The sequence below is a fragment of the Streptacidiphilus alkalitolerans genome, assembly GCF_042511045.1.
Classification (GTDB): domain Bacteria; phylum Actinomycetota; class Actinomycetes; order Streptomycetales; family Streptomycetaceae; genus Streptacidiphilus; species Streptacidiphilus alkalitolerans.
The window spans coordinates 88,993-104,257 of sequence record NZ_JBHEZX010000015.1 but is presented as its reverse complement, the minus strand read 5'-3'; the positions used below and the strand labels follow the sequence as shown (position 1 = coordinate 104,257).

14 protein-coding genes are annotated in these 15,265 nt (G+C 71.7%); 2 read left to right on the top strand and 12 right to left on the bottom strand.

The genetic code is table 11. The features are described 5' to 3' along the window. Positions 1-12: 12 nt before the first annotated feature. The 10 genes from ACEZDG_RS28520 to ACEZDG_RS28475 all read right to left on the bottom strand — a co-directional run bounded on the left by ACEZDG_RS28520 (position 13) and on the right by ACEZDG_RS28475 (position 11,382). A complete protein-coding gene (locus tag ACEZDG_RS28520; protein ID WP_380514709.1) occupies positions 13-1,341 on the bottom strand; it encodes an ammonium transporter in 1,329 nt (442 codons plus the stop codon). A gap of 35 nt (positions 1,342-1,376) precedes the next feature. Next, complete coding sequence (locus tag ACEZDG_RS28515) at positions 1,377-2,369, bottom strand: urease accessory protein UreD (RefSeq protein ID WP_380514707.1); 993 nt, start codon at positions 2,367-2,369, stop codon at positions 1,377-1,379. Next, positions 2,366-2,992 (bottom strand): urease accessory protein UreG, encoded by a 627-nt coding sequence (gene ureG, locus ACEZDG_RS28510; RefSeq protein WP_380514704.1) that lies wholly within the window; start codon positions 2,990-2,992, stop codon positions 2,366-2,368. Before ureG ends, ACEZDG_RS28515 begins: the two co-directional genes overlap by 4 nt. Before the next feature lie 32 nt (positions 2,993-3,024). Further along, positions 3,025-3,717 carry an urease accessory protein UreF gene (locus ACEZDG_RS28505; RefSeq protein WP_380514701.1) on the bottom strand — a complete coding sequence of 231 codons (693 nt, stop codon included), beginning with the start codon at positions 3,715-3,717 and terminating at the stop codon, positions 3,025-3,027. Then, complete coding sequence (gene ureC / locus ACEZDG_RS28500; protein ID WP_380514698.1) at positions 3,714-5,438, bottom strand: urease subunit alpha; 1,725 nt, start codon at positions 5,436-5,438, stop codon at positions 3,714-3,716. The genes ACEZDG_RS28505 and ureC overlap by 4 nt, the downstream gene beginning before the upstream one ends. Then, on the bottom strand, positions 5,438-5,854 hold the full coding sequence (locus ACEZDG_RS28495) for an urease subunit beta (RefSeq protein ID WP_380514696.1): 417 nt from the start codon (positions 5,852-5,854) through the stop codon (positions 5,438-5,440). The genes ureC and ACEZDG_RS28495 overlap by 1 nt, the downstream gene beginning before the upstream one ends. Before the next feature lie 31 nt (positions 5,855-5,885). Continuing rightward, positions 5,886-6,701, bottom strand: a complete 816-nt coding sequence (locus tag ACEZDG_RS28490) for a sirohydrochlorin chelatase (RefSeq protein ID WP_380514693.1) — start codon at positions 6,699-6,701, stop codon at positions 5,886-5,888. After that, a complete protein-coding gene (locus tag ACEZDG_RS28485; RefSeq protein ID WP_380514690.1) occupies positions 6,698-7,003 on the bottom strand; it encodes an urease subunit gamma in 306 nt (101 codons plus the stop codon). The genes ACEZDG_RS28490 and ACEZDG_RS28485 overlap by 4 nt, the downstream gene beginning before the upstream one ends. Before the next feature lie 66 nt (positions 7,004-7,069). Beyond that, positions 7,070-8,035: an urea transporter gene (locus ACEZDG_RS28480; RefSeq protein ID WP_380514687.1), complete on the bottom strand. Its 966-nt coding sequence runs from the start codon at positions 8,033-8,035 to the stop codon at positions 7,070-7,072. 251 nt (positions 8,036-8,286) lie between these two features. Further along, positions 8,287-11,382, bottom strand: coding sequence for a discoidin domain-containing protein (locus ACEZDG_RS28475; protein WP_380514684.1), 3,096 nt, complete (start codon positions 11,380-11,382; stop codon positions 8,287-8,289). Between the two features lie 188 nt (positions 11,383-11,570). Here ACEZDG_RS28475 and ACEZDG_RS28470 point away from each other — a divergent pair, with 188 nt between their 5' ends. Together ACEZDG_RS28470 and ACEZDG_RS28465 are read left to right on the top strand one after the other, a co-directional pair. Then, complete coding sequence (locus ACEZDG_RS28470) at positions 11,571-12,710, top strand: PP2C family protein-serine/threonine phosphatase (protein WP_380514681.1); 1,140 nt, start codon at positions 11,571-11,573, stop codon at positions 12,708-12,710. Positions 12,711-12,776: 66 nt separating this feature from the next. Continuing rightward, positions 12,777-13,379 carry a TetR/AcrR family transcriptional regulator gene (locus ACEZDG_RS28465; RefSeq protein WP_380514678.1) on the top strand — a complete coding sequence of 201 codons (603 nt, stop codon included), beginning with the start codon at positions 12,777-12,779 and terminating at the stop codon, positions 13,377-13,379. 1 nt (position 13,380) lies between these two features. On the opposite strand, the gene ACEZDG_RS28460 is transcribed toward ACEZDG_RS28465, so the two are convergent. Further along, complete coding sequence (locus tag ACEZDG_RS28460) at positions 13,381-14,481, bottom strand: Gfo/Idh/MocA family protein (protein WP_380514675.1); 1,101 nt, start codon at positions 14,479-14,481, stop codon at positions 13,381-13,383. Beyond that, complete coding sequence (locus ACEZDG_RS28455; protein WP_380514672.1) at positions 14,478-15,212, bottom strand: sugar phosphate isomerase/epimerase family protein; 735 nt, start codon at positions 15,210-15,212, stop codon at positions 14,478-14,480. The genes ACEZDG_RS28460 and ACEZDG_RS28455 overlap by 4 nt, the downstream gene beginning before the upstream one ends. Between the last annotated feature and the right edge of the window lie 53 nt (positions 15,213-15,265).

The following is a 15,265-nucleotide window of genomic DNA, read 5'->3' as shown; positions in this document are numbered from 1 at the left end:
CCGCGGGCGCGGTCATTTGTTGTTCTCCCGCCGCTGCAGCGTGTCCAGCACCTCGTTGACGAGGGCGAGGTCGCCGGCCGGCCGGCGCGGCTGGTCGAGCCGGGCCTTGATCTGGTCCAGCGTGGTGTTGTCGTAGGCGATCTCCTCGTCCTGGCCGGGGACGTCCTCGTACTCGTCCCGGGTGCGGAAGCCCACCGTGCTGTTGATGGCCTTGGCGATCAGCCAGGTGGCGACGAAGGAGAAGGAGCCGCAGGCCAGTACGGCGACCGCCTGCCGCCAGAGCAGGTCGAAGCCGCCGCCGTAGAACAGGCCCTGCTTGCCGCTCATGGCGGCGGTGGCGAACAGGCCGATGGACCCGGTGCCGACGATGCCGCCCCAGCCGTGCACGCCGACCACGTCGAGGGTGTCGTCCACGCCGATCCTGAACTTGAGGTTGATGGCGAAGGCGCAGACGACCCCGGCGGCGAAGCCGACGCACACCGCGCCCAGCGGAGACACCTCGCCGCAGGAGGGGGTGATGGCGACCATGCCGGCCACCGCGGCCGAGGCGACGCCCAGCATGTCCACGCTGCCGAGCCGCCACTTCTCCACCATCGGCCAGCCGACCATGGCCGCGCAGGCGGCCAGTTGGGTGTTGAGGAAGGCGGTCGGCGCCGCGCCCTCCACCTGGAGCGCGGAGCCGGCGTTGAAGCCGAACCAGCCGAACCACAGCAGCGCCAGCCCGATCACCACCAGCGGCAGATTGTGCGGACGGACCGGCTGGCGCTCGAAGTCCTGCCGCTTGCGCAGCACAATGGCCACGGCCAGGGCGGCGGCGCCGGAGTTGAGCTCGACCACCAGGCCGCCCGCGAAGTCCAGCGCCCCCAGCTTCGCCGACACCCAGCCGTCCGGGGCGAAAACCCAGTGCGCCAGCGGCAGGTAGACCAGCAGGGTCCAGGCCACCACGAACACCAGCCAGCCCCGCATGGTGGCCCGCCCGGCGATGGAACCGCTGATCAGCGCGACGGTGATGACCGCGAAGGACATCTGGAAGCAGGAGAACAGCAGGGTCGGCACCGAGCCGTGCAGCTCGTTCATGCCGACCCCGCGCAGAAAGGCGTGGTCCAGGTTGCCCAGCAGGCCCCAGCCGAGGTCGGGGCCGAAGGCGAGCGTGTAGCCGACCGCCAGCCACAGCGGGGTCACCAGCGCCAGGCAGACGAAGCTCATCTTGAGCATCACCAGCACATGCTTGGTGGCGACCATGCCGCCGTAGAAGAACGCCAGACCCGGCGTCATCAGCAGCACCATCGCGGTGCTCGCCAGGAGCCAGGCGGTGTTCCCCGTGTCGGGGGATGCGGCCATGAGCAAGGAGTACTCCCTGGAGGGCTCGGGGTCGGTCAGGGTTTGCGCATCACGGGTGCCGGTGAGCCGGTCAGCAGTCGGCGCACGGCGTCCCAGGCGGCCCGCACGGCCGCGCTCGCCGCACAGGGATCGCTGGTGAGCAGCCGCACCCAGGCGCCGCAGTCCTGCGGCAGCACGCTCACCCCGAACAGGGTGCCGCTGTCGGCGAGGGCCCGGTGCAGGGCGTCGGCGACGGCAGCGGCCGGAGCGAGGGAGGTGACCGCGTAGAAGGTGCTGACGATGTCGTGTCCGGCCAGCACGGCCGGACCGGCCACCCCGGCCGTCCCGGGCACCAGGCGCATGGTGTCCAGCGCCAGCAGCCCGCCGTCCGGACGGCGCAGCTCGAAGTCGGAGGCGAGGACGTCGTAGTCGTAGCGCTCGCCGCGGGCCAGCCGGCCGGCGTAGAGGGTCTCCCCGGCCAGCACGGTCGCGGTGGGCGCGGCGGTGACCACGGTGCGCTGGTAGAGGCGGGAGCCGATGAACGGGATGGTGGGGTCGGGCAGGTACTCGACGTAGGAGTCGGCGCCGGCCTCGACCGCGACCTGCTGGGTCGCGTAGTCGAACTCCATCCGGTGCACCTTGGTCGCCGCCTGGGTGGTCAGATGGACACTGGCCCCGGGCCCGCAGCGCAGGTCGATCCGCAGCCGGTCGCCCTGCACGATGCCGCCGCCGGTGGACATCACCTGGATGATCGGCAGGTCCGGGCGGCACGGGTCGTAGTAGAGCGGTCGCATCACCTGCAACGGGGCCTTCTGGAACTGGCCGACCAGCTCGGTGCGCTCGCCGCGCCGCTCGAAGCAGAGCTCCAGCAGGCCGACCTTGCCGGCCTGGCCCACCGCGAGGGTGTCCGGCACGGCGGCGTGCCGAACCACCTCCCGGGGCACCCTGACCGGTTCGTAGTGCGCCGGGGCCAGCCGCTCCAAGGGAGTTGACGCAGGCTCGGCCGCCCGGCGGGGAGCCCGGGCGGCCCGAGCGGCAGCAAGCGTCATACCGGGACCTTGCGGTAGGACTCCAGGAAGCCGGCGATCTCCTCGATGCCCTGCCCGGTCAGGCAGTTGGTGAGGACCACCGGTCCGCCCTCGCGGACCCGGAGCGCGTCGGACTCCATCACGCCCACGTCACAGCGCACGTACTGGGCGATGTCGACCTTGTTGATGACCAGCAGGTCCGACTCGGTGATGCCGGGGCCGCGCTTGCGGGGCATCTTCTCGCCCTCGGCGGTGTCCAGCACAAACAGGAACAGGTCCACCAGGACCGGGCTGAAGGTCAGTGTCAGATTGTCCCCGCCGGACTCGAACAGCAGGGTGTCGACGTCGGGGAACCGGGCCAGCAGCTCGGCCCCGGCGGCCAGGTTCATGGTGGGGTCGTCGCGGACCGCGGTGTGCGGGCAGGCGCCGGTCTCCACGCCCACCACCCGCTCCGGGTCGAGCACCCCGTCCAGGGTGCGCCGGACGTGCTGGGCGTCCTCCTGGGTGTAGATGTCGTTGGTGACGACCGCGGGCCGGTGGCCCCGGGCGGTCAGGACCGGGACCAGCGCCTCGATCAGCGCGGTCTTGCCGGAGCCCACCGGGCCGCCGATGCCCACCCGCAGGACCTGGTGTTCCTTGTGCATATCTTCCACCTCAGGGGAGTTGGGGAGTCTGGTCAGGTCATGAACAGCCGGGCCTCGGCCCGTTCGTGGCGGCCGGACATGGCGTCGGCCACCGGGACGCAGCCGCCGAGGTCGGCCAGTTCCGCGTCCAGGGCCAGCGCGGCCACCTCCTCGATCACCGGCGCGACCGCCCGCAGCACCACCTGGGCCCGGACGTGGTCGGTCAGCCGCAGCCGCAGCGCCGCCCCGACGAAGCTGGCGGCGAAGGCATACAGGTCGCCGACCGCCGCCTGCCGCGCGTCCACGCCGCAGGCGGCGTAGACCACCCCGGCCACCGCGGCCTGCACTCCCGGCGCGGTTCCCGCCGCCACCAGCGCGGCGTAGCGCTGGACCACCGGGCCGCCGACCACGGTGCCGGCGAGGTCCAGCAGTTGCCGGCCGGTGCGGGTGGAGGCGAGCCGCAGCTCGCGGTTCAGCTTGGCGGCGTGCAGCCGCCGGTCGACCTCCGCCACCGCGTCCCAGTCCTCCGCGCACACCGCCCGGTGCGCGAGCACCAGGGCGGTGGCGTCCGAGGGACCGACCGTGTGGCGCAGCAGGTCGACCAGCAGCTCCGGCATGCTCTCCGCGGTGACCGCCCTGGCCTGGGCGAAGCCCTCCAGGCTGTGCGAGAGGGTGTAGAAGCCGCTGGGGAAGGCCGAGTCGGTCAGCTGCAGACTGACCAGCAGGGCCCCCGTGGTGTCGCTCATGCCAGGAAGAACAGCTGGTTCAGCGGCAGTTCCCGGGCCGGCTCGATGGTCGCGGGGGCGCCGTCCAGGGTGACCTTGTAGGTCTCCGGGTCCACCGTGATCTTCGGCAACGCGCTGTTGCGGACCATGTGCTGCTTGCCGATCGAGCGGCAGTGACGCACCGCCAGCACCCGGCTCTCCAGGCCGAGTTCGCCCGGGACCCCGGCCGCGATTCCGGCCTGGGACATGAACGAGACTCGGGTGGCCTGCTTGGCCCGCCCGAACGCGCCGAACATGGGCCGGTAGTAGATCGGCTGGGTGGTGGGCAGCGAGGCGTTGGGATCGCCCATCTGGGCCCAGTTGACCAGGCCGCCCTTGATCACCATCTTCGGCTTGGCCGCGAACGAGCCGATCGGCCAGAGCACGATGTCCGCCAGCTTGCCCGGTTCCAGCGAGCCGATGTGCTCGGCCATCCCGGCCGCGATGGCCGGGTTGATGGTGATCTTGGCGAGGTAGCGCAGCACCCGCTGGTTGTCGTTGCGCTCGCTGTCGCCGTCCAGCTTGCCGCGCTTGTCCTTGCAGTGGTGCGCGGTCTGGAAGGCGCGGGTGAAGGACTCGCCGACCCGGCCCATGGCCTGGGAGTCGGAGGAGAAGATGGAGATGACGCCCTCGTCGTGCAGCACGGTCTCGGCCGCGATGGTCTCCACCCGGACCCGGGAGTCCGCGACCGAGACGTCCTCGGGGATGTCGTGGCTCAGATGGTGGCAGACCATCACCATGTCCAGCAGCTCGTCCACCGAGTTCACCGTGTACGGCAGGGTGGGGTTGGTGGAGGACGGCAGGACGTTGGGCTCGCCGGCGATCCGCATGATGTCCGGGGCGTGCCCGCCGCCCGCGCCCTCGGTGTGGAAGGTGTGGATGGTGCGGCCGTCGATCGCGGCCAGGGTGTCCTCGAAGAAGCCGGACTCGTTGAAGGAGTCGGTGTGGATCGCCACCTGCACGTCGTAGTCGTCGGCGACCCGCAGCGCGGTGTCGATCACGGCCGGGGTGGTGCCCCAGTCCTCGTGCACCTTCAGCCCGCACGCCCCGGCCTCGACCTGCTCCACCAGTGCCTCGGGCAGCGATCCGTTGCCCTTGCCCAGCAGTCCGACGTTCACCGGCAGGTCCTCCGCCGCCTGGTACATCCGGGCCAGGTTCCACGGCCCGGGCGTGCAGGTGGTGCCGTTGGTGCCGTCGGTGGGGCCGGTGCCGCCGCCCACCAGGGTGGTGATCCCGTTGCTCAGCGCCGTCTCGGCCTGCTGCGGGGAGATGAAGTGGATGTGCGAGTCGATGCCGCCCGCGGTGGCGATCAGGTGCTCGCCGGAGATGACCTCGGTGCCGGGGCCGATGACCAGCTTGGGGTGCACCCCGTTCTGGGTGTGCGGGTTGCCGGACTTGCCCACCGCCGCGATGAAGCCGTCCTTGACCCCGATGTCGCCCTTGAGCACCCCGAGGATGGGGTCGAGCACCACCACATTGGTGATCACCAGGTCCAGCGCCCCCTGCAGCGCGGTGGCCTGCGGGTCCTGCGCCATGCCGTCGCGGACGCTCTTTCCGCCGCCGTAGACCGCCTCGTCCCCGTACAGGCCCTCGTTGAAGTCCTTCTCGACCTCGACCACTAGATTGGTGTCGGCCAGGTGGAACCGGTCGCCGACGGTGGGGCCGTAGAGGTCGGTGTACTGCTTGCGCGGGAGTACGGCCATCACCGGTCGCCCTTCGTCTGGTGCTGCGCGGAACTGTCCGCGGGGCTGCCCGCGGCGGTGTTCTTGAAGCCCAGGGCGGCGGCACGCGCCCTGGCGTGGATCCTGGTGCTCTCGGAGTTGACGCCGCCGCCGACCAGGTTGCTGAAGCCGACCAGCCGGTTGTGGCCGCCGAACGCGGTCAGCGGCACCTCGCGCGAGTCGCCGGGCTCGAAGCGGACCGAGGTGCCCGCCGGGATGTCCAGGTGCATTCCGTACGCGGCGTCACGGTCGAACTCCAGGGCCCGGTTCGCCTCGTAGAAGTGGTAGTGCGATCCGACCTGCACCCCGCGGTCGCCGGTGTTCGACACCGTGACCGTGCCCTTGGCACGGCCCGCGTTGATCTCCACGGGATCGTCGCCGTACAAGTAGTTCGGCATGGCTGGCTCTCTCTTTCCCGCAAGCAGCGGATCAGTGGTGCGTGTGGTCGTGGTCGTGGTCGCCCGGGCCGTGGGAGTGCGCGAATCCGTGCCCGTGCTCGGCGTCCAGGCCGGCCGCGACCCCGTTGTCGCCGTGGGCCAGCCGGTGCAGGGCCTCGGCGCAGCGCACCGCGAGGACCGCCTCGACCGCCGCCGGGCTCAGCAGCGGTCCGCCTTCGACCACCCCGAGCGCCTCCGGCAGCGCGGCGGGGGTCCCCAGACCGGCCGACACCCGCAGCACCCGCTCCGCGCCGAGCCGGCGGCAGCGCTCCACGCCCGACGCCGGGTCCGGGTCACCGCCGGCGAAGGCGACCTCCACCCAGCGGTGCCGGCCGTACTGGCGCACCAGCCGGGCCACCCGGAACAGCTCGGCGTCCGCGAACGGGTCGGCCGCCGGCGCGGTGACCAGGACGGCGGTCCCCGGCAGCGCGGCAGCGGGTACCGCGGCAGCGGCGCGCAGCCAGCCCACCAGGTGGTCCTGGGTGGCGAACGGTGCGCTCAGCACGGTGCGCCCGGGCCCGCCGCGGTCTCCCAGCCAGGCCAGCGCCCGGGCCGCTTCGGCGACCAGCGAGCGGTCCCGACCCAGCGTCATCGGCACCACGCAGACCGGAAGTTCACTGTCCGTCAGCGCGCGGGTGAGCGCCTCGGTGAGCGGCGCGCCGATCGGGACCGCGGTGCCGCCGATCCCGTCCCAGCAGGCGAGGTCCGCGCCCCGGGCGCTCTCGTGGCCGCCGACGAGCAGCAGCGTCGCGGCGCTGTCCCGCATCCGCTCGGCCGCCGGCGCGGGGACGGACCCGAGCGCGGTCATGCCCCGACCGGGTCGTGGCAGGAGACCAGCTTGGTGCCGTCCAGGAAGGCCGCCTCCACCTGGAGCAGCGGCAGCATGTCGCGGACCCCGGGCATCACCTGGTCGCCGCTGACCACCTGCTTGCCGAGCTCCATGCACTCCGCCACGGACCTGCCGTCCCGCGCGGCCTCCAGGATCGCTTCGCTGATCAGCGCGCAGGCCTCGCTGTAGTTCAGCTTCACACCGCGCTCACGGCGCTTGCGGGCCAGGTCGGCGACCACGTAGACGAGCAGCTTGTCGATTTCACGGGGCGCGAGGTTCATCCGTTCACTCTCTTCTTCGGCGGTTTCGGCGGTTTCGACGGTTTCGGCAGCGGAATTGACGACGGGTCAGGTACGGCGCAGCCGTGGGATCGAGGGCACCGCGGCCACGAAGAGCACCGCGGTCAGGACGAACGGCCAGGTGAAGGTGTGGCCGCCGAACGGTCCGACGAAGGAGTCGAAGGCCGAGGTCAGCACCGTCGCCGCACCGGCCCCGCCGATCGCGTAGGCCACGCTCCAGGCGCTGGGCGCGACGAAGACCCCGCACAGGGCCATCGCCACCAGGACCGCGTTGTAGCCCATCAGCCCCTGCGACACCCCTTCCGCGGGGGAGCCGAGCAGCACCGCGACCACCAGTCCGGTCACGCTCCCCAGGCAGGCCATCGCGGCGGCGAGCCGGTTGGCCAGGGCGATCCCGACCAGGAACATCAGCCCGACATACCACTGCGGCATGAAGAAGATCTGGCCGAAGTTGCCGAAGAAGGCATGCCAGGTCTGCTGCCAGCTCAGCGCCGTGGCGCCGCTCGCCGGCACCGGCAGGGCGGCCAGGCCGTGCGCCCCGTGCCAGGCCTTCTCAAGACCCGGGGCGCCCACCGTCATCACCGATGTGACCAGGCAGAACGGCATGGTGAAGGTCGGTACGTTCCAGGTCCCCAGCATGATCGCCAGCGCCGAGGTGACCACGACCACCAGGCTGGAGCCGAACAGGGTCAGCAGGAAGGTCGACAGGTGCGCGGGGCCGAGGAACACGGCGAAGCCCGTGCCGATCAGGCACCCGTTGAATCCGCGCAGGCCGGCCCCGACCAGCGCGTGGTCGATGCCCAGCGCATGGGCGGTCGCGGTGGCGACGGCCGCGCCCAGCAGCCCGTACAGCCCGTAGCGCCAGCCGGAGGCGAACAGGGCCGCGAGGAACACCGCCCCGCACAGCGCGCTGGGCATGAAGTCCACCTGCGCGATCCCGCGCAGCACCTCCAGCAGGAAGCGCGCCGGCCGGCTCTCCGCCGGAGCGCTGCTCGTACCGACTTCCTGGGGCATGCAGGAACCCGCGCCTTCGGTCAGTACGGCTGTCCGGACAAAAGCCGCAAAAGGTCAATGCCCGGCAAGCTAACAGCGCCGACCCCGCAGCCCGCCGCGACACGGCCGCAGTACGCCAAGTGGCGCAGCGGACCCGGACGGAACCCGCTCAGCCCAGCGCAAGCCGAACCCTCCCGGACACGGCCGATCCGGCCCGCCCCGAGGGGTGGGCCGGATCGGCTTCCTGCGTGTGCCTGTGTGCCTGGTACCGCCTACGAGGTCCAGACCTGGAACTCAGAGACCTGGCCGGCCGGCCAGCCGGTGTTGGCGGTGATGGTGACCCTCAGGTACCGCTCCGAGGCGGCCGGGAAGGTGAGGGTGACGGTGTTGTTGGCGGTCGGGGTGAAGGTGTAGGCCGCGGACGACTTCAGGGTGCTGAAGTTCGACCCGTCGGTCGAGCCGAGCAGCGACAGCGTCTCGTCCCGCGCGCCCCACCCGGCGGGCAGCTGCAGCACCACCCGGCTCACCGACTGGGACGACCCCAGATCCACCTGCACCCACTGCGGGAACGCGTTGTTGGCGCTCTCCCAGTACGAACCCTGGTTGCCGTCGGTGACATTGGACGACCCGTAGACGTCGTTGTGCGAGGACTCGGCGGTCGGCCTGCCCGCGGCCAGGTTGGTGCCGGCCGCGGCCGTGCCGGTGCCGGTCAGCGCGACCGTGGTCGGGCTGTTGGTCGCGCTGCCGGTGATGGCCAGCGATCCGGTCCTGGCGCCGGTCGCGCTGGGCTTGAAGCTGACGTTCACCGTGCAGGAGGCGTTCGCGGCGATGGAGCCGCCGCAGTTGTTCGTCTGGCTGAAGTCGCCGGTCGTGGCGACCGAGGCGACCGAGGCCGCCGCCGTGCCGGTGTTGGTGACCGTGACCGCCTGGGCCGCACTGGTCGTGGACACGGTCTGGCTGCCGAAGCCCAGCGCGGACGGGTTGGCCGTCAGCGTCGCGCTTCCGCCGCCGCCCGTGGCGGCGAACTGCAGGCTGTTGAGGTTCCAGCCGCCGTTGTCCTGATTGACCGTCAGCACCTGTTGCCCGGCGGGCAGGGTCACCTGGGCGGTCGCGGTGCCCCAGGCCTGCCAGTCGCCGGTGGCCGGCAGGTTGACCGCGCCGCTGAGGTTGGTCCCGGCCGCGTTGGACAGGTGCAGGGCGCCGGTGACCGCGCTGGGCGCGGCGACCCTCAGGCTGACCGTGTAGGTCCCGGCGGTGGCGACGTTGACGGTGTAGCGGAACCACTGGCCGCCCGAGGTCCAGCCGACGTTGTAGCCGCCGCCGGTGTCCGAGGTGGCCTCCAGGTCCACGCCGTCACCGCGGTAGCCGTTGCCGCTGCCGTTGCCGGAGGAGACGTTGTAGCCGAGGCCCTGGCCGCCGGTGTCGTAGTTCTCGGCCTGGACCAGACCGGGCACGGCCGCCGCGGTCCCGCCGTACGGTCCCTCCACCGGCCCGGTGCCGTTCTGCCAACTGTTGCCGCTCGCCGTGGCGGTGAAGCCGGACGAGTTGTTGATGAACGGCAGCATCCCGCTGGCGAGGCCGGTGACGGTGTTGCCGGTGAGGGTGGCCGACCCGGTCGGCGCCGGGTAGAACGGCGGCTGGATCACCACGCCGTTGCGCCAGGGCGCGGTGATGGTGTTGTTCTGCAGCAGCGTGTTGGTGGAGGTGGAGAACCCCACCCCGTCGTACAGGGCGTTGACCACGGTGTTGTTGGTGACGGTCACATGGTCGACCACGCCCACGTTCTGGCCGTCGCCGCCGTTGCCCACCTGCAGGGCCGGCTGGCCCTGGCTGTAGCCGTTGCCGCCCGACCGGACCACGACGTTGCCGTTGACCGTGGCGGTGAGCAGGTCGCTGCCGTTGACGCCGAAGCGTCCTGCGCCGAGGCCGATGTAGCGGGCGGTGTCGGCGATGTAGTTGTTCTCGACGTCCTGGTTGCTGCCGCCGTAGATGCCGATGCCCTTGCCGCCCCAGGGCGCGATGACGGTGTTGTGGGTCATCGTGATGTGCGACATGGCGGTGTAGTAGGTCTTGTTGCCGTTGGAATCGGTGTTGTAGTTCACCGAGTTGATGGCCATGCCGTCGTCACCGGTGCCGCGGACGAAGTTGTTGGTCGCGGTGATGTTGTTGCCGACGGTGTTGTTCAGCGAGACGTTGTTGAGGTTGATGCCGTCCGCCCACACCGCGGTGACCCGGCTGTTCTGCACGGTGCCGCCGGTGCCGGAGGCCCAGAAGCCGGACTCGGCGTGCTGGCTCCAGATGCTGTCGGCGACCCAGTTGGTCCCGGAGGTGTCCATCGCGCCGCCGCCGCCGTCGACCATCTCCCGGCTGGTGGAGTCGGAGTCGGTGTGGAAGTCGTGGACGTTGCAGGAGGTCAGCTCGAAGGTGGCGGCCAGCGGGGTGTTGTTGGGCAGCGGGACGTCACGGTAGATCGTGCTGTACCACATGCCCGCACCGGCGATGGTGATGCCCTGGGCCTTCAGGCCGGTGGTGCCCTTGAGGTAGAAGGTCCCGGCCGGGATCCACAGCACCTTGTTCTGGGTCTGGGCCTGGTTGATGCAGTTCTGGATGGCCGCGGTGCTGTCCACCGCGCCGCTGTCGGCGGATCCGTTGGTCGGGTTGTTGTCGGCCACCGCGCCACAACTGGTGATCGAGATCGAGTTGGCCGGCTGGGCGGCCGGGGCCGGCGGGTTCTCCGCGTCCAGGACGTCGAGGTAGTAGAAGGCGGCCGTATTCGCGGCGTCCTTCTTCAGCGCGATGGTGCTGCCGGGGGCGATCGGCGCGCCGGTGACGAAGGTGTGCGACTCGTCGAAGAACTCGCGGGGGTCGCCGTCCGCCGGGTTCTGGTCGCTGCCGTTGTAGTGGTTGCTGCCGCCCTCGTAGAACCAGCTCTGCTTGGAGTTGAGGTTCAGCGCCTGCCGGAACACCCCGTCGACGTAGAGGTCGAGCGTCGCGGTGCTGCCGCCGCCGGACGCGGAGTCCGGAATGCTCTCGCGGAGGTTGAGCGCGCTGATCGGCGCACCGGTGGTGTTGGTCCACTGCACGCCCTGGCCGGTGCCGTTGAGCTGCACATACGCGTGCCCGGACGCTTCCACCGCCGGGCTGGAGTACTGGGTGGTCGGCGCCGAGGTCAGCGACACGGCGGTGGCGCCGCCGGTGAGCGTGCCCGCCTCCGCCTCGAAACTGGTGAACGGGACGGTCGCCCCGGCCCCGGCCACCGGCGTCACGGCCCGCGCCGAGACGGCCGGGAGGAACGCCGAGCCTGCGAGTAACGCGGTGACGACCAGTCCGGTCCAGGCACGTGGGGCAATGTGCGGCAGATGCCTCATCGGCTTCCTCCCTGGGACTACGACACACAACGGAAATACAGTGCGCCGGAGGGGAACGTAGCCGGATCGACAGCAGTACGCAATGCTTTGATACATCTACGCAAAAACTGCACTTCTCCATCGGTTCGCCGCTGCGGACGCTGAGCCCCCGCTTGCGCGGAACCGTGCGGCGGGGTGCGATGAAGGACATGGAGAGGCCGCGGTCAGGACCGGCACTGCTGGCGATCCCGCTGGCCATGATGGCGGTGATCGCCACCGTCGACATCCTGTCGCCCTCCGACATCCACCTGGGCCCGCTGCTGGTCGTCGCCCCCGCCATCACCGCCTCCTTCGCCGGCCCGCGCCCGACCGCGTGCGTCGGCGCCCTGGCGGTGACCGTGCTGGTGGTGATCGGTCTCGCCCGAGGGGTCATCACCACGGCGAACCTGCAGGTCCAGATCGTCTCCCTGATCGCGATCTCCGCGTTCATCGTGGCCTTCGACTATCTGCGCGAGCACAGCCGACGCGAACTGGTCCAGGTGCGCACCGTCTCCGACGCGGCCCAACGCGTCCTGCTGCGCCCGCTGCCACCGCACCTGGGCCCGCTGACCGTGGCCTCCAGCTACCGCGCCGCGCACACCGGCGCCCACATCGGCGGCGACCTCTACGCCGCCGCGCGCACCCGCAGCAGCACCCGACTGATCATCGGCGACGTCCGCGGCAAGGGCCTGGGCACGCTCGGCGACACCGCCCAGCTGCTCGGCGCCTTCCGCGCCGCCGCCCACCGGCAGGCGCCGCTGACCGACCTGGTCGCCTACCTGGAGGGCAGCGTCGCCTGGGGGCTCGCCGAACCCGGCGCCCAGGAGGACCAGGATCCGGCCGCCCCGCCGCCGACCGAGATCGGCGAGGGCTTCGTGACCGCGCTGATCATCGACATCCCGGACCAGCAGGCCCAGCTGACGATGATCAACTGCGGGCACCCCTCCCCGCTGCTGCTGCGCCACGGCCGCGCCGTCGCCCTGGACGTGCCCCAGCCCGCACCGCCGCTGGGGCTCGGCACCCTCACCTCGGCCGCCCACCCCTACACTCCGACCTGCTTCCCGTTCCAGGCCGGCGACCTGCTGCTGCTCTACACCGACGGGGTCAGCGAGGCCCGGGACAGCGGCGGCGAGTTCTACCCGCTGCCGGCCCGCCTCGGGCACCTGCACCAGCTGGGGCTGCACACCCCCGACGCGCTGCTGACCGCGCTGAACGCCGACCTCGACACCCATGTCGGCGCCCCGCTGGCCGATGACGCCGCCATGCTCGCGGTCACCCGCAGGCCGTCGCCGCCGACCACCGCCGGGTAGCGGGTCGGGCGGCATGTCGGGCGGCATACTGGAAGGCGTGGCTGCTGCCGAGGGTGCGGGGATCCGGTGACCGGAAGTTATCTGAAGGGACGGATCCGCCGGGAGGACATCATCACGGCCACCGTCGCCGTGTACGCCGAGGCGGGGTACCACGGTTCCTCGCTCCGGGAGATCGCCCGCCGGGTCGGCATCACCCACGCCGGCCTGCTGTACTACTTCCCGACCAAGGAAGCGCTGCTGGCCGCGGTGCTGGAGCGCCGCGACGCCGAGGACACCGAGCGCGAGCGGCTGTCCGTACCGCCCGGGCTCGACGCCCTGCGCCGCCTGGTCGCGCTGGCCGCCCACAACATGCGCCATCCCGGCATCGTCGACCTGTACGCCAGGCTGGCCGCCGAGGCCGTCACCGTCGACCACCCGGCGCACGAGTACTTCGAGCAGCACTACCGGATGGCCCGCGGCTACGCGGTCGAGTCCTTCAGGGCCCTGGCCGCCCGCGGCGAGCTGCGGGCCGGCACCGACCCCGAGTGGGCCGGGCTGACCTTCGTCGCCCTGATGGACGGTCTGCAGGTCCAGTGGCTGTCCAACCGCGAGGAGGTGGACCTCGTCGGCTCACTGCGCTTCTACCTGCAGAACCTGCTGACCGTCCCGCTCGACCAGGACCAGCCCTGACCTAGAGCGTCCGGGCGAGGGGGTCCCAGTCGGTGGGCAGTACGGCCGGGACCTCGACCGTGCTCTGGACCGACACCGGCCCGCCCGCGGCGATCGACTCCTCGATGGCCTGCATGGTGTCCAGCACATGGTAGGCGAGCTCGCCCGAGGCCCGTTCCGGGACGCCCGCCCGGATCGCCCGGGCCAGCTCCAGCACACCCGTCCCGCGCGAGGCGGCATGGCCCTCCGGCAGCAGTTCCACCGGTTCCTGCTGACCCAGCAGGTGCAGCAGGACGGACCCGTCGAAGCGGTTCGGGTCCGGGAGCACGGCGGTGCCGAGCGTGCCGGCGACCTCGAAGCCGGTCCGCGGCAGCGCCGAGTCGAAGGTCAGCACCAGCTGCGCGGAGCCGCCCCCGGCGAACTCCAGCAGTGCGGTCACCGTGGTGTCCACGGTCACCGCGAACTCGGTGCCCGCGCGGGGCCCGGAGCCGATCACCCGGGTGTCCCGGGCCCGGCCGCCGGTCGCGGTGACCCGGCGGACCGGGCCCAGCGACAGCACCAGCGTGGTCAGGTAGTACGGGCCCATGTCCAGCAGCGGGCCGCCGCCCTCCTGGAACAGGAACTCCGGGGCCGGGTGCCAGCTCTCCGGCCCGGGCGACTGGAACAGCGCAAGCGCGGTCCTCGGCTCGCCGATCCTGCCCTGCTCCAGGGCGCGCCGCGCGGTCTGCAGCCCGGCCCCGAGCACGGTGTCCGGCGCGCTCGCCACCCGCAGGCCCAGATCCCGGGCCCGGTCCAGCAGCTTGCGGGCGGCGGACCGGTCCAGCGCCAGCGGCTTCTCGGTCCACACGTGCTTGCCGGCCTCCAGCGCGGCGAGCCCGACCTCCACATGCGCGGCCGGAACGGTGAGGTTGACGACCAGTTCGATCCCGGGGTCGTCCAGCAGCTCGGCCACCGTGCCGGATCGCGCCACGCCGTGCTCGGCCGCCTTCGCGGCGGCGCGGGCGAGGTCCAGGTCGGCGACCATCTCCACCCGTACGTCCGGAAAGCTGGAGAGGTTCTGCAGATAGGTGTCGCTGATGACGCCCGCGCCGATCACGCCGATCCGGATCGGCCCGGCCGTCACTGCTCGGCGCCGATCAGGAAGGCACGGCTGGCGGTCAGTCCGGCGAAGATGTCGCCGTCGTAGCGGTCGAACTCGACCACCCGGAGCGCGTTCGGCGCCGCGGCCAGCACCTCGGTCACCGGCACCCGGCCGCTGCCGGCCGGGACCTGGCCGGAGGCGTCGACGGCCAGGCCGCCGTCCTTGACGTGGATCGCGCGGACCCGGTCGCCGAGCCGGCGCAGCAGCGCGGGCGCGTCCTCGCCGCCCGCGGTGGCCCAGTAGCTGTCGACCTCCAGCACCAGCGCGGGGTCGAGCTGCTCGGCGAACACCTCCAGGGCGCTGCGGCCGTCGATCCGGGACTCCAGCTCCCACCAGTGGTTGTGGTAGCCGACCGTCACCCCGTGCTCGGCGGCGACCTTCGCCGCGTCGTTGAGCGCCGCCGCGGTGGCGGCGATGTCGGCCGGGTCCTGCCACTGCGCGGCGTCGACCAGCGGCTCGATGACCACCCCGATGCCGAGCTCGGCGGCGGCGGCGAACACCGCGGCCTGGTCGGCGCCGAGCAGCTTCGCGTGCGCGGTCGGCGCGCTCAGCCCGTTGGCCGCCAGGCCGGTGCGCAGGGCGGCGAGGTTCTCCACCACGCCGTACGGCTCGACCTGCGTGAAACCGATCCCGGCGAGCCGCGCGAGCGTGTCGGCGGGGTCCGCCGCGAACGCGTCCCGGACCGAGTACAACTGCACAGACACCTGACTCATCCGTTGCCTCCAAGGCAGTCGGCGGGTAGTGGTGGCCCGCTCGCAACATTTCT

What these genes read in the sequence shown, in the direction of transcription:
- ACEZDG_RS28520 (WP_380514709.1), bottom strand. Translation starts at nt 1,341, where the DNA reads ATGGCCGCATCCCCCGACACGGGGAACACCGCCTGGCTCCTGGCGAGC.
- ACEZDG_RS28515 (WP_380514707.1), bottom strand. Translation starts at nt 2,369, where the DNA reads ATGACGCTTGCTGCCGCTCGGGCCGCCCGGGCTCCCCGCCGGGCGGCC.
- ureG (WP_380514704.1), bottom strand. Translation starts at nt 2,992, where the DNA reads ATGCACAAGGAACACCAGGTCCTGCGGGTGGGCATCGGCGGCCCGGTG.
- ACEZDG_RS28505 (WP_380514701.1), bottom strand. Translation starts at nt 3,717, where the DNA reads ATGAGCGACACCACGGGGGCCCTGCTGGTCAGTCTGCAGCTGACCGAC.
- ureC (WP_380514698.1), bottom strand. Translation starts at nt 5,438, where the DNA reads ATGGCCGTACTCCCGCGCAAGCAGTACACCGACCTCTACGGCCCCACC.
- ACEZDG_RS28495 (WP_380514696.1), bottom strand. Translation starts at nt 5,854, where the DNA reads ATGCCGAACTACTTGTACGGCGACGATCCCGTGGAGATCAACGCGGGC.
- ACEZDG_RS28490 (WP_380514693.1), bottom strand. Translation starts at nt 6,701, where the DNA reads ATGACCGCGCTCGGGTCCGTCCCCGCGCCGGCGGCCGAGCGGATGCGG.
- ACEZDG_RS28485 (WP_380514690.1), bottom strand. Translation starts at nt 7,003, where the DNA reads ATGAACCTCGCGCCCCGTGAAATCGACAAGCTGCTCGTCTACGTGGTC.
- ACEZDG_RS28480 (WP_380514687.1), bottom strand. Translation starts at nt 8,035, where the DNA reads ATGCCCCAGGAAGTCGGTACGAGCAGCGCTCCGGCGGAGAGCCGGCCG.
- ACEZDG_RS28475 (WP_380514684.1), bottom strand. Translation starts at nt 11,382, where the DNA reads ATGAGGCATCTGCCGCACATTGCCCCACGTGCCTGGACCGGACTGGTC.
- ACEZDG_RS28470 (WP_380514681.1), top strand. Translation starts at nt 11,571, where the DNA reads ATGGAGAGGCCGCGGTCAGGACCGGCACTGCTGGCGATCCCGCTGGCC.
- ACEZDG_RS28455 (WP_380514672.1), bottom strand. Translation starts at nt 15,212, where the DNA reads ATGAGTCAGGTGTCTGTGCAGTTGTACTCGGTCCGGGACGCGTTCGCG.